This window comes from Amycolatopsis minnesotensis, assembly GCF_039529815.1.
Lineage (GTDB): Bacteria > Actinomycetota > Actinomycetes > Mycobacteriales > Pseudonocardiaceae > Amycolatopsis > Amycolatopsis minnesotensis.
The window spans coordinates 114,646-134,922 of record NZ_BAAANN010000015.1; the positions used below are offsets into that span (position 1 = coordinate 114,646).

Consider the following 20,277-nt stretch of genomic DNA (forward strand, 5'->3'; position numbering starts at 1 on the left):
GGGGGTTGTCGGCATGTCGAGTGTCAGTGCTGGTGATGGGGCGCGCGCCCACACTGTTCCTGGTGTGGAGGGCGACCTCGCCGGCCTGATCATCGCGGTGACCCCGTTCGGCCGTCCGTCGGCCAGTGCGGTCGCCGCTGCCGCCTCGGCGGGTGGCCTCGGGGTGCTGGACCTCACCGCGGGTGGCCGCGCCGCACGGGAAGAGCTCGCGCTCGCCGTCGAGTGGACCGGCGGGGAGTTCGGCGTACGCCTCGCGGACGCCGAGACCTGGTCGCCCGCGGCGCTTCCCGCCCGCGTGACGACAGTGGTGCTCGCCGCCGGATCCTCGCTGACCGCCGCGGACTTCCCAGGACGCCGCGTGCTCGTCGAGGTGACCGGGGCCGACGGAGCAGGCGAGGCGGCGTCAGCCGGCGCGCACGGGCTGATCGTTCGCGGCAGCGAACTGGGCGGTCCGGCAGGCGAAACGGGCACTTTCGTCCTGGTGCAACGGTTGCTGGCCGAGCAGGGGCTCGCTCTGCCGATCTGGGTGAGCGGGACCGGGCCGTACACCGCGGTCGCGGCGATCGCGGGCGGAGCCGAAGGCGTCGTCCTCGACACCCAGCTCGCACTGCTCGACGAGGTCGGACTCCCGGCCGAGATCTCCTCGGCCCTCGAAGGTCTCGACGGGTCGGAATCGGTGGTCGCGGACGGGGTCCGCGTACTCCGCCACCGGGGCGCGGGAGCCGGTGCGCCGATCCCGGTCGGCCAGGACGGGTTCCTCGCCTGCCGCTTCCGGGACCGGTGGGGCACCGTGGCCGCGGCGGTTCGCGGGATGCGGGACGACATCGCCGCCGCCCTGCGCGCGCCCGCGCCGGTGCTCGGCGGTGGCACGCCGGGAAGCCGGGCGCTGGGCACGGCGCTTCCGGTCGCGCAGGGCCCCATGACACGGGTGAGCGATCAGGCTTCGTTCGCGACCGCGGTCGCGAACGAAGGGGCGCTGCCGTTCATCGCCCTCGCGCTGTCCGGCCCGGAGCAGACCCGCCAGGTCCTCGAAGAGACGAGCCGGTCCGTCGGCGATTCGCCGTGGGGCGTCGGCGTGCTCGGTTTCGCCGCCGAGGAAGTCCGGAACGCGCAGCTCGCGGTCGTCCGCGAGCTCCGGCCGACGCACGTGATCATCGCGGGTGGCCGCCCCGCGCAGGCGGCGGCGCTGGAAGAGCTCGGCATCTCGACGTTCCTGCACGTGCCCTCGCCGGGGCTGCTCGGTCAGTTCCTCGCCGCTGGCGCCCGCAAGTTCGTCTTCGAGGGCGCTGAGTGCGGCGGGCACGTCGGCCCGCGCGGCAGCTTCCCGCTCTGGGAGGCCCAGCTCGGTGTGCTGGAGGACTTCCTCGCCACCGCGCCCGCCGGGACTGCGGAGGAGATCCAGGTCCTGTTCGCGGGCGGGGTGCACGACGAGCGGTCGGCGGCGATGGTGGCCGCGATGGCCTCGCCGATGAGCGCGCGCGGGTGCGCGGCCGGGCTGCTGATGGGCACCGCGTATCTGTTCACCGAGGAAGCCGTCCGGGCGGGTGCGGTGTCGCCGGTGTTCCAGCGCCAGGTGCTCGAAGCCGAGCGGACCGATCTGCTGGAGACCGCGCCTGGGCACGCCACGCGCTGCGTGCGCAGCCCGTTCACCGAGGAGTTCGCCGCCGTCAAACGGGATCTCGCCGAACGCCGGGTGCCGGACAGGGACGCGTGGGAACTGCTGGAGCGGCTGAACGTCGGCAGGCTCCGCGTGGCCAGCAAGGCCGTCGAGCGCGAAGGCGACGAGCTGCGCACCGTCGGGGTGGAACGGCAGCTCGACGCCGGGATGTTCATGGCAGGCGAGGTGGCGGTGCTGCGTTCGGCGGTCACCACGATCGCCGAGCTGCACGCTTCGGTCGGCGCCCGTGCCCAGTCCTTTTTGGACCGGCGCGTCGCCGAGCTCGCCTTCGCCGCACCCCGGCCGCGGCCCGCGCCGGAACCGCTCGACGTCGCCATCGTCGGGATGGCCTGCATGTTCCCCGAATCTCCCGACCTCGCCACGTTCTGGTCCAATGTGGTCGGTGGGGTGGACTCGGTCACCGAGGTGCCCGCCCAGCGCTGGGACCGGTCCGTCTACTACCGCGAAAACGGCGGGCCGGACAGCACGCCGTCGCGCTGGGGCGGGTTCCTGCCCGAGATCCCGTTCGATCCGCTGCGCTACGGGATCCCGCCCGCCTCGCTGTCCAGCATCGAGCCGGTGCAACTGCTCGCACTGGAAGCCGCCGCACGCGCGCTCGCCGACGCGGGATACGCGAAGCGGGACTTCGACCGCTCGCGCGCCTCGGTGGTGTTCGGCGCCGAAGCGGGCAGCGACCTCGCGAACGCGACGACCTTGCGCACGGTGCTCCCCGGCTACCTCGGCGAGATCCCGGCACCGCTGGAAGCCAAGCTGCCCCGGCTGACCGAGGATTCCTTCCCCGGGATGCTGGCGAACGTCATCGCGGGCCGGATCGCCAACCGGCTCGACCTCGGCGGGGCGAACTTCACCGTCGACGCGGCCTGCGCGTCCTCGCTCGCCGCGGTCGACGCGGCCTGCAAGGAACTCGTCGGCGGCACCAGCGATCTCGTCCTGTGCGGTGGCGCCGATCTGCACAACGGCATCCACGACTACCTCATGTTCGCTTCGGTGCAAGCGCTTTCGCCATCGGGCCGGTCCGCGACGTTCGACGACACCGCCGACGGCATCGCGCTCGGCGAGGGGATCGGCTGCCTCGCGCTGAAACGGCTGAGCGACGCCGAACGCGACGGCGACCGGGTCTACGCGGTGATCAAGGGCATCGGCAGTGCCAGCGACGGCAGGGCGCTCGGCCTGACCGCGCCCCGCCCCGAAGGGCAGTACAACGCGCTCACCAGGGCCTACCGCAACGCCGGGGTGTCACCCGCCGAAATCGGCCTCGTCGAGGCACACGGCACGGGCACGGTGGTCGGTGACCGGATCGAACTCGGCACGCTGGCGAAGGTCTTCGCGGAGGCGGGTTCCGCGCCGGGCGCGTGCGCGCTGGGATCGGTGAAATCGCAGATCGGGCACACCAAGTGCGCCGCGGGCGTGGCCGGGCTGATCAAGACCGCGCTCGCCCTGCACACCGGGGTCAAACCGCCGACACTGCACCTGACGCGGCCGAACCGGGCATGGGAGCCCGGGACCAGCCCGTTCGCCTTCCACACCGAAGCGAGGCCGTGGTCCGCCGCGCCAGCCGACCGGCTCGCCGGGGTGAGCGCGTTCGGATTCGGGGGCACCAACTACCACGTCGTGCTCGCCGCGCACGCGAACGGTGCGCCGCCCGCGCACACCGCGGACGACTGGCCGGTCGAACTGTTCACCTTCCGCGGCGCCGACCGCGAGGCCGCGGCAGCCGCGGTGCGGGACCTGCTCGCCCTCGTCGACGCCGATCCGGGACAGGGCGTGCCATGGCGCCTGCGCGACTTCGCGCTGGCGGCGTCGCGGCGCGCGGAGTCCGCCGCCGCACGCGGCCAGCGCCCGTGGATCGCGCTGCTCGCGTCCACTGTGGACGAACTGGCGGACCGGCTGCGGCTCGCGGCACGCGGGGAGCACGCGCCAGCGCGAGGGGTCTTCGCCGCGAACGGCGAACGGGCGGACTCAGGCGAGGTCGCGTTCCTGTTCCCGGGGCAGGGAAGCCAGCGGACCGGGATGTTCGCCGAACTCTTCGTGCGGTTCCCCTGGCTTCGCACGGGCGCGCGGCTCGGTGAACCGGTCGCGGGCGCGTTGTACCCGGCCGCGGCGTTCGACGCGGCGGACCGCGACCGGCAGCGGGCGCGGCTCACCGACACCACCTTCGCCCAGCCCGCGCTGGGAGTCACCGGGCTCGCGGCGGCCAAGCTGCTCGGCAAGGCCGGGGTCGGCCCGGCGATGGTGGCGGGGCACAGCTACGGCGAACTGGTCGCGCTGACCGTTGCCGGGGCGCTCGACCCCGACGACCTGCCGCGCGTCAGCGCCGCCAGGGCACAGGCGATCCTCGCGGCCGTGGCTGGCGGGGACCCCGGCGCGATGGCGGCGGTGTCGGCCGGCGACGCGCGGGTCGAAGCGGCGCTGCGCGAGACGGGCTCGGACCCGTCGGTGGTCATCGCGAACCACAACTCGCCGGAGCAGACCGTGATCTCCGGGCCGACCGGCGCGGTCGAGGCCGCGGTCGCGGGGCTGCGGGGCACGGGACTGGGGGCCAAGCGGATCCCGGTGGCCTGTGCCTTCCACAGTCCGCTGGTCGCCGGCGCGGGGGAGGCGTTCGCGGAGGCGCTCGCGACGGTGCCGGTGTCGGCGCCGGAGGTCCCGGTGTCGGCGAACCGCACGGCGGCGCCCTACCCCGCCGAGCCGGATCGGGTCCGCGCGGAACTCGCCGGCCAGCTCGGCGCGCCGGTCAGGTTCGCCGAGCAGATCGAGACGATGTACGCCGAGGGGATCAGGGTGTTCGTCGAAGCGGGCCCCGGTGCCACGCTGACCAAGCTGGTGTCGGCCACGCTCGGCGAGCGTCCACATCAGACGGTCACAATGGAGGCAGGACGGCGCACCGGGCTCGCCGGGCTGCTGACCGCACTGGCCGAGCTGGCGGTCGCCGGTGCCGATGTCCGCACGGGATGGCTCTTCCATGGTCGCGACGCCGTGGACGCGGCCAGTGCCACCCGGCCGCGGCGCGCCGGGTGGACCCTGGACGGGCACCTGCTGCGCACCGCCGACGGTGCCATCCCCGCCACCGCACTGCACCCGGCCGCACGGATCACGGAGGCCCTCATGACCGGCACGACGCCCGCCTCCGGGCAGGACGGCGCCGAGGCGCTCGTCGCCGACTTCCTGCGCACCAGCAGGGAGATGGTCGCCGCGCAGCGCGACGTGCTGCTCGGCTACCTCGGCGCGGACCCCGGTGCCCGCCCGCAGGCGCCACCCGTGCTGGAGTCGCTGACCCGCGCTGTCGCCGAACCGGCCGTGCCGAACCTCATCGAGCCCGCGCCGCCGGTGCCGGAAGCGCGGCGGGACGAACCGGTCGGGGCGGTGGTGCTGGCGGTGATCGCGGAGCGGACCGGCTACCCGACGGACATGATCGAACCGGATCTCGACCTCGAGGCCGATCTCAGCGTCGATTCGATCAAGCGCGCGGAGATCGCCGGCGAGCTGGCCACCAGGCTGAACCTGGTGGCGGACGGGGTCGACGCCGAGGAACTGGCCACGCTGAGGACGGCCGCCGAGATCACCGCGGCGATCACGGGCACCGGCGACGCCGTGCCCGGCGCGGCCGGGACCGCGGCGGATGAGGGCAAGCCCACGGCCGAGGCGGTGCGGACCGCGCCGACGCGGATGATCATGCGGGCGGTCGACCTCGCCCCGGCGGCGGTCGATCCGGCATCGCTTGCGGGGCACCGGTTCCTGGTCGTCGGCGCGGGTGCGGTCGCGGAGACGGTGGCGGGGAAGCTGCGGATGTGCGAGGCGGAAGCCGTCGTCGTCGAGGAACCACCACCGGGCGAGCGGTTCGACGGGGTGTTCTTCCTGCACGACGAGCCGCCACTGCCCGCGGCGTTCCCGGCTTACCAGTCCGTGCTCGCCACCGCGCCGCGCTGGCTGATCACCGGTGGCCGCGCCGACGGGCTGCGCGGCTTCTTCCGCTCGGTCTCCAGGGAGTACCCGGACACCGTCGCCAGGGTCGTGGAGCCCGAACCGGGTTCCTCCCCGGAGGAGATCGCCGCCGCGCTCGTCTCCGAACTGTCCGAAGTGGACCGCGAGCCGGTGGTGCTGAGGTCGGGACGGGCCCGTCGCGGGGTACGGCCGGTCGAGCGCGATCTCGGCCTGCTCGGCAGTACCGGTGCCGGCCCGGCCTCGGACGGCGCGGCCGAAGCGGGCGCGATCGGGCTCCAGCGGGACTCGGTGGTGCTGCTGATCGGCGGCGCCAGGGGGATCACGGCTCATTTCGCCGAAGTACTGGCGAAAACCGCCCGCTGCCGCCTCGAACTCTTCGGCCGCACGCCGCTGCCGGCCGGTGAGCAGGCCGTCGTCGCCGCCGCGCGTACCGCTGACGAATTGCGGGCGGCGCTCATCGAAAGCGGGCTTCGGGTGCCCGCGGAGATCGAACGGGAAATCGGCCGGATCCAGGCAGGCCGTGAGGTCGAGGGCACCGTGCGGCGGCTGACCGAACTCGGCGCCTCGGTCCGCTACCACCCGGTCGACGTGCGCGACGAGGAGGCCGTGCACCGCGCGATCAAGGAGATCCACGTCGAGCACGGCCGGATCGACGGGGTGGTCTACGCGGCGGGTGTGATCGAGGACAAGCTCGTCCGCGAGAAGTCGGCGGAATCGTTCGCCCGCGTCTTCGCCACGAAGGTGGACGGCGCCCAGGTGGTGCTCGACGCGCTCGGCGACCTCAGGGAGCCACCGCGCTTCCTGACCCTGTTCGGCAGCGTCGCGGCCGCGCTGGGCAACCGGGGCCAAGCCGACTACGCCGCGGCCAACGACGCGCTCGAAGCGCTCGGCAGCCGGTGGGCCGAAGCGACCGGCAGCAGGGGCCTGACCGTCCACTGGGGACCGTGGGCGCCGGACGGGACCAACAACGGCATGGTCACCCCCGAACTCGTGCGCCACTACGCGGCCAAGGGGATCGAGCTGATCGATCCGGAGGAAGGCGCGTTGAGCCTGCTCCGCGAGCTCGCCTGGGGAGCAGCGGAGGACACCGCGGTGGTTTACAGCGCTTCGGGGTGGTGAGCGAGCGGATGCCACGATCGACCCCTATCGCCATCGTGGGGATGGAGGTGCTGCTGCCCGGCGCGCCGGACCTGGCCACCTACTGGCGGAACCTCGTGGCCGGGTTCGACGCGATCACCGACGTCCCGAGTGGACGGTGGGGCGGCGACTACTACGCACCGGGCGCCACGCCGCGCGCGGATCGGATCGCCTGCAACCGCGGTGGTTTCGTCGACGATCAGGCCGAAGTGGACATCACGGGGCTCGGCATCATGCCGAGTTCGGTCCCCGGCACCGAACCCGACCAGCTGATCGCGTTGCACGTGGCGGCGAAGGCGATCGCCGACGCCGGCGGGGACGACCGACTGCCGGGTGACCGGCAGCGGGCCGGTGTCGTGCTCGGCAGGGGCGGGTACCTCACACCCGGCCTCGTCCGGCTGGACCAGCGCGTCCGTACCGCCACCCAGCTCGTGCGCACGCTCGGCGAGCTGATGCCCGAACTCGGCGCGGACCAGCTCGACCGGGTCCGGCAGGCGTTCAGCGACGAACTCGGGCCGGAGACCCCGGAATCGGCGATCGGGCTGGTGCCCAATCTCGCCGCGTCCCGCCTCGCCAACCGGCTCGACCTGCGTGGCCCGGCGTACACGGTGGACGCGGCCTGCGCCTCATCGCTGGTCGCGGTCGACCACGCGGTGCGGGAGCTGGAAAGCGGCCGGTGCGATCTCATGCTGGCCGGGGGCACGCACCACTGCCACGACATCACGTTCTGGAGCGTGTTCTCCCAGCTCGGCGCGCTGTCACCGAGCCAGCGCATTCGCCCGTTCGACGCTCGCGCCGACGGTCTGCTGATCGGCGAGGGGACCGGAGTCGTCGTGCTGAAGCGGCTCGCCGACGCCGAGCGCGACGGCGACCGGATCTACGCCGTCATCACCGGGACCGGGATTTCGAGCGACGGCAGGACGGCGAGCCTGGTCAACCCGGATTCGGGCGGGCAGGCGCGGGCGATCCGCCAGGCGTGGGAAGCGGCGGGGCTCGACCCGGCGACCGATCGCATCGGCCTGCTCGAAGCGCACGGCACGGCGACGCCCGCTGGCGACGGCGCCGAACTGGCCACCATCGCCGAGGTGTTCGGGCAGCCGGAGGACCCGGCGGAACCGCGCGCGGTGATCGGGTCGGTGAAGTCGATGATCGGACACACCATGCCTGCGGCGGGGGTGGCGGGGCTGGTCAAGGCGGCGCTCGCGGTGTACCACGGGATGCTGCTGCCGACGTTGCACTGCGCCGAGCCGAACCCGGCGCTGGGCCGGACCAGGTTCGCGCCGCTGGCCGAGGCACGGCCGTGGGAGAGCACCGGCGAGCCCGTCCGCCGCGCCGGGGTCAACGCGTTCGGCTTCGGCGGTGTGAACGCGCACGTCGTGCTGGAGCAGGCCACGACGCGTCCCGCGATCGAGGTCCGCGAACCCGAGCGCGTCTTGAAGCTCGCCGCGCCGAGCCCCGAAGCGCTGGCCGCCCTGCTCGACGCCGAAGACACCGAAGTGCTGGCCAAAGGGTCCGAAAAGGACACCGCTGGCCCGGTCCGGCTCGGTATCGTCGATCCCACCCCGAAACGGCTCGCGCTCGCCCGCAAGGCCGTCGCGAAGGGCAGGGGCTGGCGCGGGCGCAACGACGTCTGGTTCGTGCCGCGGCCACTGCTCGGGCAGGGCGGCGGCAAGCTCGCGTTCGTCTTCCCTGGCCTGGAAGCCGAATCCCCGCACTACCCGGTCGATGTCGCCAGGCGCTTCGGCCTGCCCCTGCCGTCCACAGAGGACGTTCACGAGGCGGACGTCGGCCGGCGGGGCAAGGGGGTCTTCGAACTCGGGCGGCTGCTCGACACGGCGTTGCGCCGGATGAACGTGGCACCGGACGCGCTCGCCGGGCACAGCCTCGGCGAATGGACCGCCATGGCCGCCGCCGGTATCCACGCCGAGGCGGAGGTCGAAGAGTTCCTCGCCGGGTTCGACCCCGACGAGCTGGTGGTGCCGGGCCTGGTGTTCGCGGCCGTCGGCGCCCCGGCCGAGGAGGTGCTCGGCGTACTCGCCGATCGGCCGGATGTCGTGCTCTCCCACGACAACGCCCCGCGGCAGGCGATGATCTGCGGCACCGAGGACGGGGTCGCCGAAGTGGTGGGCCTGTTCCGGGACCGTGCGGTGATCGCGCAGGTCCTGCCGTTCCGGTCCGGTTTCCACACTCCGATGCTGGAGCCCTACCTCGGCCCGATCGTGGCGGCGGCCGACCGGTACTCGCTGCACCCCGCGCGGCTGCCGGTGTGGTCGGCCACCACCACGGCTCCCTACCCGTCCGCGCCGGAGGACGTGCGCGCGCTGTTCGTGCGCCACCTCCTGGAACCCGTGCGGTTCCGCCCGATGATCGAGGCCATGCACGCGGCGGGGTTCCGCGCGTTCGTGCAGCTCGGTGCGGGCAAGCTCGGCTCGCTCGTCGGCGACACCCTGCACGGCGAGGCGCATTTGGCGGTGTCGGCGCATTCCGCGCACCGATCCGGTCTCGCCCAGCTGCGCCGGGTGGTCACCGCGCTGTGGGCCGACGGCGCGGAACCGGATGCCTCGCCGCTGCCCTCGGTGGCCACGCGCAGGCCGGTCCGGCTCGACCTCGGCAGCCCGCTCGTCTCCCTCGGCGAGGGCATCCGCGCGGAGATCGGCGCTTCGAGGAGGCCGTCGGCGGAGGCCGCTTTCCCCGCGCTGGACAGCTTCGGGGAGCGCTCGCCGGTCGCCGCCGAACTTTCCGCGTTGCTGAAGGACACCGCCGAGCTGGCCGTCGGCGCACTCGCCGCGCGGCGATCCCCGGCATCACGGGGAACCCGGCCCCTGCCCCGCGAACCGGTGCCACCGGCAGCCGTGCGCACCACCTTGCGGGTCAGCACGGAAACCATGCCGTACCTGCTCGACCACTGCTTCTTCAAACAGCCCGCCGGTGCCGATCCCGCCGATTCCTGGCCGGTGCTCCCCGGTACCACGGTGATCGCGCACCTGATGGACTTCGCCGGGCAGGCGGCTCCCGGGCGGCACGCGGTGACCGTGCGCGACGTCCGGCTCGGCAAGTGGATCACCGCGATCCCGGCCACGGAACTCACCGTGTCGATCGACCCCGAAGGCGCGAACCGGGTGAGCGCGGCCCTCGGTGAACACGCGCGCGCCGTCGTCGAGCTGGCATCGGGCTACCCGCGCCCGCCCGAGCCATGGACGATCGCCGACGACGAGCGCGAACCGGGGATGACCGCCGCGGACCTCTACCGCGAGCGCTGGATGTTCCACGGCCCCCGGTTCCAGGGCGTCACCGAGCTGACCGCGATCGGGGACGCGCACGTGCGGGGAGTGCTGACCACGCCGGACGCCCCCGGCGCGCTGCTCGACAACGCGGGCCAGCTCCTCGGCTACTGGATCATGTCCAGGCTGCCCTCGCGCACCACGGTGTTCCCGGTCGGCATGGGCGAAATCCGGTTCCACGGCCCGCATCCGGTGCCGGGGGAGAAGCTGGACTGCCTGGTGCGCGTCACCGAGGTCACCGATGCCGAACTGGTCGCCGACGTGCAGTTCGTGCGCGACGGGCGGGTATGGGCCGAGGTCACCGGGTGGCGGGACCGCCGCTTCGACAGCGACGCTTCGATCGAGAGGATGGCGCGCGAGCCGGAGCGCAACACCCTGTCGGACGCGCGGCCCGGCGGGTGGGAGCTGGTCCACGAGCGGTGGCCGGACCTCGCCACGCGCGAGCTGATCATGCGCAACGTCCTCGCCGGGGCCGAGCGCGAGCAGTACGCGAACCATCCGCCACGCGGCAGGCGCCAGTGGCTGCTCGGCCGGATCGCCGCGAAGGACGCGGTGCGCCGCCTGCTGTGGGAACGCGGTGAGGACGGGGTTTTCCCCGCCGAAGTCCGGATCCACGACGAGGCGGGCGGGCCGCGGGCGGCCGGTGCGTTCGGACGGCGATTGCCGGAGCTGACGGTTTCGCTCGCGCACTGCGCCGAAGCCGGGGTGGCCATGGCGCGCCGGGGCAGGTGCGGGATCCACCTCGACGAGGTGGTGTCCGCGAACGGCACCGCGCTCGGTGCGGTGGAACGGGTGTTGCTGGCCGCGGCCGTTCGTGACGGCACGGCGACGGAAGACCGGTGGTTCGCCCGGTTCCGTGCCGCGAAGGAAGCCGCGGCGAAGGCGAGCGGAAGCGAGGCGCGGGACGCGGAGGTCGTGTTCGTCGACGGTACGTCGCTGATCGTCCGCGCGCTCGGCCGGCACCATCGGGTGTCCACACAGGACGTTGCCAATCCGCCGGGGCTGCCCGCACGGGAGTACGTCGTGGCCTGGACGGAACACGGCGAAAGCGAAGGAGACAGGAATTGAGCGTCGAAGAGACCACGAGCCCGGTGATCGCGGACGAGGCGGCGGTGCTCGCCGATCTCACCGGGATACTGCGAGCGCTGCTCGAGGACTACGAGCCCGACGACATCGAGATCACCAGGGACACCACGTTCCACGACGATCTCGAACTGGAGAGCATCGACCTGGTCGCGATGTCCGCCCAGCTGCGCGAGAAGTACGGCGAGGCGATCAACTTCGCCTCGTTCGTCGCCGACCTGGAACTCGGCCAGATCATGGCGCTCACCGTCGGCGAACTCGTCGACTTCGTCGTCACTTCGCTGAACGCCAAGGGGAAGAGCGGCGCATGACCGTGCTCAAGGTCGGCGAGCTGGACGTGCACCTGCAATGGCTGCCGCCGTCCGGCGAAGAGGGCGACCGGCCGCCGCCGACCGTGGTCTTCGTGCACGGCCTGCTCTACGACAGCCTCGCCAGCTACTACTTCACGGTGGCCCCCGCGCTCGCGGAGGCGGGGATCGGCGTGCTCATGTACGACCTGCGCGGGCACGGCCGGACCAGCAGGCCGGCCGAGGGATACCGGCTCGAACACTTCGTGGACGATCTCGACGCGCTGCTCGACGCGGCCGGGGTGACCGGGCCCGTCCACCTGGTCGGCAACTGCTTCGGCGGCACCATCGCCTTCGGCCACGCGGCGGTCCGGCCGGACCGGGTCGCGAGCATCATCGCGATGGAGTGCGAGCCGCCGATCCCGCGCTGGGCCGAGCACATCGGCACCGGCATGGCCGAGGCCAAGGCGAAACTGGCCGCGCCGGAGGCGATCGAGTGGGTCAAGCGCGAGCACGGCGCGCACGTCGGGAGGCTGACCAAGACGGCGGCCAAGATCCTGCGCGTCACCACGATCGCCGAGGACCTGCCGCGCAGCCGCACCATCGACCCGAGCCTGGTGGACGTGCGCTGCCCGGTGCTCGCCGTGTTCGGTGACGAAAGCGGGCTGGCGGGACAGCGCGAAGAGCTGGAGAGCGGCCTAGGGCGCTGCGAGGTCGTGGTGCTCGAAGAGCAGGGGCATTCCGTGCTGGTCGAACGGCCGGGCGAGATCGTCGACCTCGTGCTCGGCTGGGTCCGGCGGAACGCCGCCGCCGAACTGGAGGAGGCGGGGTAGGTGGGCCGGTTCCTCTTCGTGGTGCCGCCGCTGACCGGGCACGTCAATCCGCTGGTGGGAGTGGCCGGTGCGCTCGGCGCGCGCGGGCACGAGGTCGCCTGGGCCGGGGTGGGGGAGATCGTGCGGTCCCTCGCGGGCGCGGGCGCACCGGTGTACGAATGCGCCATGCCCGAAGGCGGTCTGAGCCGGACGGCCGATCTGCGCGGGCCGGGCGCGCTGCAGTTCCTGTGGGAGGACTTCCTCATTCCGCTCGCGGATCGGATGGCCACGGGGGTGCACGAGGCGATCGGTGAGTTCCGCCCCGATGTCGTGGTGGCCGATCAGCAGACCGTCGCGGGTGGACTCGTCGCCGAAGCGCTCGGGGCCAGGTGGATCACTTCGGCGACGACGTCGGCGGAACTGGCCGACCCGTTCCGGGAACTGCCGAAAGTGGCGGCCTGGCTGGAAACCCTGCTGCACGAGCTGCGCGGCCGGATCGCGGGCGGTCGCGGTTCGGCTGATCCGAGGATGTCCCCGCACGGGGTGCTCGCCTTCACCACGCGCGAACTGCTGGGACCGCACCCGTTGCCGGACAACGTCTGGCTGGTCGGCCCCTCCATCGCCGCCCGTCCGTCCTCTTCGGACTTCCCGTGGGAATGGCTCGCCACGACGGCGCGGACCGTGCTGGTCACCCTCGGCACCGCGAACCTCGACGCGAGCGCGAGATTCCTGGCCGCGGCGGCGGAAGGGCTCGCCGGGATGCCGGTGCGCGCCGTCGTCGCCGATCCCGGTGGCGTGCTCGGCGAGGTCGGGGAGAACGTGCTGGTGCGCTCGCACGTTCCCCAGCTTCCCTTGCTGGAACGGGTCGACGCCGTCGTCTGCCACGGCGGGCACAACACGGTCGCCGAGTCGTTGTGGCACGGCGTGCCGATGGTGGTGGCGCCGATCAGGGACGACCAGCCGATCGTCGCCGGGCAGGTCGTAGCGGCCGGGGCCGGGGTGCGGGTGCGGTTCGGCCGGTCCGGCCCGGCGAAGATCGCGGCGGCGGTGGACGAGGTGCTGACCGGCGACGGGTACCGGCGCGCGGCCGAGCGCGTCGGGCGGTCCTTCCGGGCCGCCGGGGGCAGTGCTGCCGCGGCGGCCCGCCTCGAAGCGGCGCTTCCTCAGCCCGCCGCGGGCAGCGCCTCGCGAAGGTAGTCCTCGATCGAGGTCGCGGGACGGCCGAGCACCGTCGCCAGCGCGGGGCCGGCCGGTCCGAAGTCCCCGTGCCTGCTCGCCGTGAACATGCCGACCAGCATGTCGGCCCGCGCCGCCGGCACGCCGGCGGCGAGCAGGGTTTCCCGGTACTCGTCGTCGGAGACGACCACGCGCCGGATGGTCCGGCCCGTGATGTCCGAGGCGATGGCGGCCACCTCGTGCATGGCGACTGCCGCGGGCCCGGTCAGCGGCGGGGTGGCCTCGTCGAAGCCGCCGTCGATCAGAAGGCTCGCCGCGGCCTCGGCGAGATCGGCATGGGCCGTCCAGGCGACGGCGCCGTCTTCGGGCACGCGCAGCTCCCCGGTGGCGAGGGCCTGCCTCAGGAGCATCGGGACGGTGGAGGCGTAGAAACCGTTGCGCAGGGCGGTAAAGGCAGTTCCGGACTCCTTCAGGACATCCTCGGTGGCGGCGTGGTTGACGCACGGGGGGAACGCGGACGCCGGGTTCATTCCCCGGTGGCTGGTGTAGAAGAGGCGTTTCGCGCCCGCCGCCGTGGCGGCGGCGATCGCGTCGCGGTGGTTGCGCACCGCTTCGTCGCCGAGCTTGTTCACGGAGACGATCAGCACGGTCGATGCGCCCTCGAACGCCGTATCGAGCGTCTTGGGGTCGCCGAAGTCGCCGTGCCGGACTCGCACGCCGCGCTGCCGCAGATCGGCGAGCTTGCCCGTGTCGCGGACGCTGACGGCGATCTGCTCGGCGGGAACGCGGTCGAGCAGGTTGTCCACGACCGCACGGCCAAGCTGGCCACTCGCCCCGGTCACCATGATCATGATTTGTTCTCCCTGGTCAAAAGGCGATTATCGATGGAATCGCTATGACTGTATCACTGGAAATATCGCTGAAAGCAAGCCTGTGTTATCGTTGATATCGTGGAGAGTGACGACGGATCGCCGCGGGCACGCATCATCGACGCGGCGTTGGAGCTGCTGGCCAGAGACGGGCAGGACGCGGTCTCGACGCGAGCGGTCAGCGCGGCGGCCGGAGTGCAGCCCCCGACCCTCTACCGTTTCTTCGGGGACAAGGACGGGCTGCTCGACGCCGTTGCGGCCAAAGGGTTCTCGGACTACCTCGCGACCAAGACCGCCAGCCCGCACTCGGACGACCCGGTGCGCGACCTTCGCGCGGGATGGGACGTCCACGTCGAGTTCGGCCTTGCCAATCCCGCCCTGTTCCTCCTGATGTACGGGCGGCCGCGCACTGGCGCCGCGTCACCGGCCGGTGCCGAGGCGTTCCGTGTGCTGGCAGGCCACATCGAGCGCATCGCCGAAGCGGGCCGCCTCCGCGTCGCCGAGGGCCTCGCCGCCTCGCTCGTGCACGCCTCCGGTTCCGGCGTCACGCTCAGCCTGATCGCCACGCCCGAGGACGAGCGGGACCCGGCCCTCTCGGTCGCCGCCCGAGAAGCCGTCATCGCGGCGATCAGCACCGACCCCCCGGCCGGACGCGAACCGGGTCCGGTCTCCGCTGCGGCGGCACTGCGTACCTCGCTACCCCGGATCGACGCGCTCACCACCGGCGAGAACGCCCTGATGGCCGAATGGCTCGACCGCATCACGAGGTAACCGGCTCGATGTCGGAACGACGATTGCCTCGGATAACCCGCGCTGTAGCCCGCTGAGCTACAGCGCGCTACATTGTTCTTCGTGAAGGTGATTACTCAGCGGGAGTTCCGCAACAACTCCGCGGCTGTCATGGATGCGGTGGAAGCGGGCGAGACGTACCACATCACTCGTAACGGCGTCGAAGTCGCGGAGCTGCGTCCTGTCGCACCTAAACGGCGTCTGACGGCCGAAGAGCTGGTCGAACGGCATCGGAAGCTGCCGCGGGTCGATCCCGTGGGCATGCGGCACGAGGCCGATGAATTCTTCGGTACCGAGGATCGCGTCGGTGACGACGACGTGTGGGAGCGTCGTCGTGGCTGAACGCCCCGAATCCGGCGTCATCGACACTTGCGTCTACATCGATCTTGGCCAGGTGGACGCTGCGGCCTTGCCGGTGACCCCGGAGATCACCGCGGTCACCATGGCCGAGCTGCATCAGGGCGTTGCGATGGCCAAGGATGCGATCACCAGGGCCGCGCGTACCGAGATCTTGGGTGCGGCCATCGCTGAGTTCGATGCGTTGCCGTTCGACAGTGAGGCGGCCACGCGCTTTGGCACGCTGGTCGCCCTTACCCTTCAGGCGGAGCGCGATCCGCGGTCGCGACGGCTGGACTTGATGATCGCCGCGATCGCGTCGGTGCACGGCCTGCCGCTCTTCACTCGCAACGAAGGCGATTTCAAAGGCCTGGAGAACATGGTCGAGATCGTCGCGGTCTGAGTCGTCCGGCGGACAGTCGGCTGGTCTCGGGGAGGCTCGTGCGCCGTGGTGAAGACTGGGGGCATGGAGTTCTTCTGCTACCACCGTGATCGGCCCGGTTCCCTTGCCCTGCGCGAAGAGCTGGGGGAGGAGCACTGGTCCTACCTGGACCGGTACGGCGCCGAGCTGATCGCGCGCGGGCCGACGTTCGACGGGGAGACGCTCACCGGCAGCGTGCACATCGTCGCTCTGCCGGATCCCGCGGCCGCTCGTGCGTTCGCCTTCGACGAGCCGGGTTACCAGGCCGGTGCGTACCGGGATGTGCTGATTCGCCGGTGGCGCAACGAACTGGGGCGCACGATGTGGGAGTTCCCTGGCGGCCGGACCGGGGGCAACCGGTACCTCGTGCTCGGTCTGGGTGAGCCGAAGCCCGCCGAGGACGACTTCTCCGCGCCGTCCGAAAAGGACGAGCTGATCGCCTACGGGCCACTGCTGTCCGACGACGGCACCACCTGGCTGGGTACGGCGGCGCTGCTCATGGCGCCGGACCCGGACACCGCGCGCGCCGCCCTCGGCGCGGCGGAGCACACCGCCATCGAGGTCCACGACTGGGAGTTCGACGGGCGGCGCTGAACCGGCCCGCCCGGTCGAGTTCGACGCAATCCCTTGGCCAACGCGCCCCCGCGCCGGCCAAGATCGTTGCCCCGCGCCGCGAAAGTCACCCGAGTTGTCACCGCTCCCGCGATCGGCGGTAGCCGCAGCCAGATACCCACGGCATCCTGGGACGGTCACCGGAGGGGAGCGCCATGACCAGCGGGCTGGATCGGGACGTCGCCGCCGAGGCGCTCGCGGCGCTGGGCACGGCTGCGGGCAGGGTCGATCCGTACCCGCACTACGCGCGGCTGCGGTCGCTCGGCCCCGCGGTGACCGCCCCGGACGGGATGCTGATGCTCACCGGGTACCGGCTGTGTTCGGCGTTCGTGCGCGATCACCGGCTGCAGAAGCGGCCGGAACAGGTCCTGCTCGCGGCCGGGCACCACGATTGGCGGGAACGGCCTTCGCTGCGGCTGATGTACACCAGCATCCTGATGCTGAACGCGCCCGCGCACACCCGGTTGCGCCGGCTGGTCTCCTCCGCGTTCACCGCACGCAGGATCGCCGATCTGCGCCCCGCCGTCGAGCGCATCACCGGGGAACTGTGCGAACGCCTTGACGGGGCCATGGATTTCGTCACCGAGTTCGCGTTTCCCTTGCCGGTCACCGTGATCGGAGAGTTGCTCGGCGTGCCGTCCGCGGACCGGCCGATGTTCCAAACCCTGGTGCGGGACTGGACGATGGTGCTCGACGAGCTGACGCCCGCCGTGGTCGACCGCGCCGACGCGGCCGCGGTCATCATCCGCGACTACCTCGCCGAACTGGCCGAGACCCGGCGCGCCGAACCGGCCGACGACCTGATCTCCGCGCTGGCGGCGGCAAGGGGCGGTGCGGAAGCGCTGGACGCCGAGGAACTGGTGGCCATGGCGGCGCTGCTGCTGGCCGCCGGTTTCGAAACCACGACAGGACTGCTCGCGAACGGGTTGCTCGCGTTGCTGGAGGAGCCCGGGCAAGCGGCCAGGCTGCGCGCCGAACCGGGACTCGCCACGCCCGCGGTGGAAGAGCTGCTTCGCTACGACTCGCCGGTACAACTGCTGTCCAGCCGGAGCGCGCCCGACGATCTCACGATCGCGGGCATCGACTTCGCCGGAGGGCAGCGCGTCGTCGCCCTGCTCGGCGCGGCCAACCGCGATCCGGCGGTGTTCCGCGAACCCGACCGGCTGATACTGGACCGCGCCGAGGAGCCGCCGCTTTCCTTCGGCGGTGGCGCGCATTACTGCCTCGGCGCGCCGCTGGCCAGGCTGGAGGCCCAGGTCGCGTTTCCCATGCTGCTGTCGCGTTTCCCGCGGCTCGCACTCGCGGGCGTCCCGGTTTTCCGTCCAGGGCTGGCGTTGCACGGCTATACCTCCCTGCCGGTCGACACGAACTGACCGGGTGAGGCTGCTCATGCATTGACGGTGCCCTTCGGGGACCGCGCGGCGGCCCTCGCCTTGGCCCCTGCGGGAGCATCCTTCGGGGCATCCTGACCACCCGCGCGGATCAGCATGCGGGTGTCTTGTGCCACCCCTTGTCGTTAAGTAGCATGCCACACCATCGAACTGGCGCACCACACTTCGAGGTGGACGGCCAGGCTTCTTCGTCATCGTCGACAGGAGGTTCACCATGGTGGGCGTGCGCGGGAGAACCCGGGACGAGCCGGTGCGGGCGAGCACGATCCGGCGGCTGACGCGCCGGATCGTCCCGGTGCTCATGCTCGGCTACCTCGTCAGCTACCTCGACCGGATCAACATCAGCTTCGCCAAGTTCGGGCTCGAGGAGTCCTTCGGCATGAGCGCGGCCGAATACGGCTTCGCGGCGGGGATCTTCTTCGTCGGCTACGTGCTCGCCGAAGTGCCGAGCAACATCATCATGGCCAGGGTCGGCGCCAGGGTCTGGCTGACCAGGATCATGGTGACCTGGGGAATCATCGCGGCGCTGACCGCGGTCGTGCCGAACGTCGAACTGCTCTACGTGATGCGGTTCGTGCTCGGCGTCGCCGAAGCGGGCTTCTTCCCCGGCATCCTCGTGTACCTCACGCACTGGTACCCGAACGCGGACCGCACGAAGGTCGTTTCGACCGTGATGGTCTCGATCCCGCTCGCCGGGGTCGTCGGCGGCCCGCTCAACGGGTGGATCGTCTCGGCGTTCGACGGCGTCGGCGGGCTGGACGGCTGGCGCTGGCTGTTCATCCTCGGCGGGGTGCCCGCCGTGCTGCTCGGCATCCTCTTCTACACCACGGTCACCGAACGCCCCGCCGAGGCGAAATGGCTCAGCGCCGAGCAGCGCGAGTGGCTGGTTTCGACGCTGGCAGAAGAAGAACGCGAGCGCGCGGTCACCGCACCCGCCGGGCACCGGGCGACGCTCGGCAACAAGAAGGTGCTCGCCCTCACCGCCGTCTACTTCCTGCTGCAGTGCGGCGCGTACCCCCTGACCTACTGGATGCCGTCGGTGATGAAGGACATCGGCACGGCGCTGACCAGCGTCGAGATCGGCTGGCTCTCCGCGGTGCCGTCGCTGATGGCCGCGGTGTGCATGTACCTTGCCGGGCGCATGGTGCGCGGTGACCGGTCGTCGAAGCCGGTGATGATCGCGCTCGGGATCTCCGTGGTGACGTTCGCGCTCACCGCGGTCAGCCTCGGTACGCCCGCGCTGGCATTCCTGGTGATCACGATCGCGACCATGGCCGCGCAGACCGCGAAACCGCTGTTTTGGACGTTGCCGACGGCCTTCCTCGCCGGTGCCGGTGCCGCCAGCGGGATCGCGCTGATCAACTCGCTCGGCAACGCCGCCGGGTTCATCAGCCCGTTCGCGGTGGGCTGGATCCAGGACGCCTCCGGTGGAAACGACGGGCTCTCGATGACGGTGATGATCCTCGCGAACCTGCTGGCCATGGCGGTGATCGGCGCGCTGTGGCGCACCGGACGGCGGCGGCGCGCCGCCGAGCCGGGTCCGGCGGGTTAGCCGGTTATGCTGGCCGGACTCCGGCCGGATGCCGAGCGGGCCGGGGTCGAGACCGCTTCGCGTTCGGCCGGTACCGGGGATCCTGTTGACGTCAGACGCATCAGCCGAGAGCAAGTCCGAGCAGATCGCGGCCGAGATCAGGGATGCGATCCGGACCGGGCAGCTCCAGCGCGGAGTGCTGTACTCCTCACGCGAACTGGGGGAGCGGTTCGGTGCGTCGAGGACGCCGGTGCGGGAGGCCCTGCTGCGGCTCGCCGATCTGGGTCTGGTCAAGATCGAACGCAACCGCGGTGCGCGGGTGCTCGGTCCGGACGGGCGCGGGGTCGTCGAACTGTGCAGCCTGCGCCTGCTGCTCGAACCGCCGGCGTGCCGCAGCGCGGCCGCGGTGATGACCAGCCGCGACGACGACCTGCTCGCCGCCGAGCTCGCGATCATGCGGGAGCGCGCGGACGCCGGGCCCGAGTACTTCGCCGCCGACGAGCGGCTACACGACCTGATCCTGCGCGCCAGCGGGAACCTGCGACTCGCGAAGTTCGTCGCCGAGCTGCGCCAGACGCTCGCGCTCGACGGCAGGCTCAGCGTGCCGAGGTACCAGCCGGTGGAAACCGCGCTGCGGGACCATGGCGACATCGTCGAAGCGCTGCGCAAACGGGACGGTGTCGCGGCCGAACGGGCCATGCGCAAGCACCTCATCCGGTCCGCGGACCTCCTGGTCGCGAACACCAGTGAGGACAACCGCGGCCTGGTCGGCGAATGGCGCCGCTGGATCGACGTCGCGATGCCCTCCGGGGAGCAGCTCACCTTCTGACCCGGCCGCCGGGACGTGCAGGGGCTCACACTGCCCACTAGTTGCATGCAACTTGATTAGAGTAGTACGTTACAAATCTTGTCATCGTGCGAAAGGACTACCC

Annotated in this window: 13 protein-coding genes; 12 read left to right on the plus strand and 1 reads right to left on the minus strand. The window is 71.9% G+C overall.

Translation table 11 applies throughout. The annotated features are described in order from the left end of the window. Positions 1-64: 64 nt before the first annotated feature. Genes ABD256_RS20245 through ABD256_RS20265 form a run of 5 tightly spaced genes read left to right on the plus strand, consistent with a single transcriptional unit; the run spans position 65 to position 13,417 of the window. Positions 65-6,739, plus strand: coding sequence for an SDR family oxidoreductase (locus ABD256_RS20245; RefSeq protein WP_344420792.1), 6,675 nt, complete (start codon positions 65-67; stop codon positions 6,737-6,739). Between the two features lie 8 nt (positions 6,740-6,747). Next, on the plus strand, positions 6,748-11,106 hold the full coding sequence (locus ABD256_RS20250; protein WP_344420795.1) for a beta-ketoacyl synthase N-terminal-like domain-containing protein: 4,359 nt from the start codon (positions 6,748-6,750) through the stop codon (positions 11,104-11,106). Beyond that, positions 11,103-11,432 (plus strand): acyl carrier protein, encoded by a 330-nt coding sequence (locus tag ABD256_RS20255; protein ID WP_344420798.1) that lies wholly within the window; start codon positions 11,103-11,105, stop codon positions 11,430-11,432. The genes ABD256_RS20250 and ABD256_RS20255 overlap by 4 nt, the downstream gene beginning before the upstream one ends. After that, positions 11,429-12,241, plus strand: a complete 813-nt coding sequence (locus tag ABD256_RS20260) for an alpha/beta fold hydrolase (protein ID WP_344420801.1) — start codon at positions 11,429-11,431, stop codon at positions 12,239-12,241. Before ABD256_RS20255 ends, ABD256_RS20260 begins: the two co-directional genes overlap by 4 nt. Continuing rightward, on the plus strand, positions 12,242-13,417 hold the full coding sequence (locus tag ABD256_RS20265) for a glycosyltransferase (RefSeq protein ID WP_344420804.1): 1,176 nt from the start codon (positions 12,242-12,244) through the stop codon (positions 13,415-13,417). Here ABD256_RS20265 and ABD256_RS20270 read toward each other — a convergent pair. Beyond that, positions 13,384-14,247 (minus strand): NmrA family NAD(P)-binding protein, encoded by an 864-nt coding sequence (locus ABD256_RS20270; protein WP_344420807.1) that lies wholly within the window; start codon positions 14,245-14,247, stop codon positions 13,384-13,386. The genes ABD256_RS20265 and ABD256_RS20270 overlap by 34 nt on opposite strands. 96 nt (positions 14,248-14,343) lie before the next feature. On the opposite strand from ABD256_RS20270, the gene ABD256_RS20275 reads away from it, so the two are divergent. The 7 genes from ABD256_RS20275 to ABD256_RS20305 all read left to right on the plus strand — a co-directional run bounded on the left by ABD256_RS20275 (position 14,344) and on the right by ABD256_RS20305 (position 20,174). Continuing rightward, positions 14,344-15,036, plus strand: coding sequence for a TetR/AcrR family transcriptional regulator (locus ABD256_RS20275; protein WP_425546480.1), 693 nt, complete (start codon positions 14,344-14,346; stop codon positions 15,034-15,036). 81 nt (positions 15,037-15,117) lie between these two features. Then, positions 15,118-15,396 (plus strand): type II toxin-antitoxin system Phd/YefM family antitoxin, encoded by a 279-nt coding sequence (locus ABD256_RS20280; protein WP_344420813.1) that lies wholly within the window; start codon positions 15,118-15,120, stop codon positions 15,394-15,396. Next, positions 15,389-15,793, plus strand: coding sequence for a type II toxin-antitoxin system VapC family toxin (locus ABD256_RS20285; protein WP_344420816.1), 405 nt, complete (start codon positions 15,389-15,391; stop codon positions 15,791-15,793). The genes ABD256_RS20280 and ABD256_RS20285 overlap by 8 nt, the downstream gene beginning before the upstream one ends. A gap of 45 nt (positions 15,794-15,838) precedes the next feature. Next, positions 15,839-16,405 carry a YciI family protein gene (locus tag ABD256_RS20290; protein WP_344420819.1) on the plus strand — a complete coding sequence of 189 codons (567 nt, stop codon included), beginning with the start codon at positions 15,839-15,841 and terminating at the stop codon, positions 16,403-16,405. A gap of 173 nt (positions 16,406-16,578) precedes the next feature. Beyond that, on the plus strand, positions 16,579-17,796 hold the full coding sequence (locus tag ABD256_RS20295; protein WP_344420822.1) for a cytochrome P450: 1,218 nt from the start codon (positions 16,579-16,581) through the stop codon (positions 17,794-17,796). A gap of 241 nt (positions 17,797-18,037) precedes the next feature. After that, the gene (locus ABD256_RS20300; RefSeq protein WP_344420825.1) at positions 18,038-19,366 is read left to right on the plus strand and encodes an MFS transporter; all 1,329 of its coding nucleotides are present in this window, start codon (positions 18,038-18,040) and stop codon (positions 19,364-19,366) included. Between the two features lie 85 nt (positions 19,367-19,451). Continuing rightward, complete coding sequence (locus ABD256_RS20305; RefSeq protein ID WP_344420828.1) at positions 19,452-20,174, plus strand: GntR family transcriptional regulator; 723 nt, start codon at positions 19,452-19,454, stop codon at positions 20,172-20,174. Positions 20,175-20,277: the final 103 nt, after the last annotated feature.

Coding starts and splice junctions, on each gene's coding strand:
- ABD256_RS20250 (WP_344420795.1), top strand. CDS start 6,748: ATGCCACGATCGACCCCTATCGCCATCGTGGGGATGGAGGTGCTGCTG.
- ABD256_RS20260 (WP_344420801.1), top strand. CDS start 11,429: ATGACCGTGCTCAAGGTCGGCGAGCTGGACGTGCACCTGCAATGGCTG.
- ABD256_RS20270 (WP_344420807.1), bottom strand. CDS start 14,247: ATGATCATGGTGACCGGGGCGAGTGGCCAGCTTGGCCGTGCGGTCGTG.
- ABD256_RS20295 (WP_344420822.1), top strand. CDS start 16,579: ATGACCAGCGGGCTGGATCGGGACGTCGCCGCCGAGGCGCTCGCGGCG.